1 rRNA gene is annotated in these 252 nt (G+C 48.0%); it reads left to right on the forward strand.

The features are described from left to right. Positions 1–252 (forward strand): 23S ribosomal RNA (locus K0039_RS25615); the annotation flags it as partial.

A 252-nucleotide genomic window follows, 5' to 3' on the forward strand; every position in this document is an offset into this window, starting at 1 on the left:
CAGACAACCAGGATGTTGGCTTAGAAGCAGCCACTCATTTAAAGAGTGCGTAATAGCTCACTGGTCGAGTGATCCTGCGCCGAAAATTTCCGGGGCTAAAACGTACTACCGAAGCTACGGCATCATTATGATGGGTAGGAGAGCTTTCTATACGGATTGAAGCATTACCGTAAGGAGATGTGGACTGTATAGAAGTGAGAATGTTGGCATGAGTAGCGAGATGTGGGTGAGAATCCCACAGGCCGTAAACCC

Source organism: Terrisporobacter mayombei (assembly GCF_020748465.1).
GTDB classification, from domain to species: domain Bacteria; phylum Bacillota; class Clostridia; order Peptostreptococcales; family Peptostreptococcaceae; genus Terrisporobacter; species Terrisporobacter mayombei.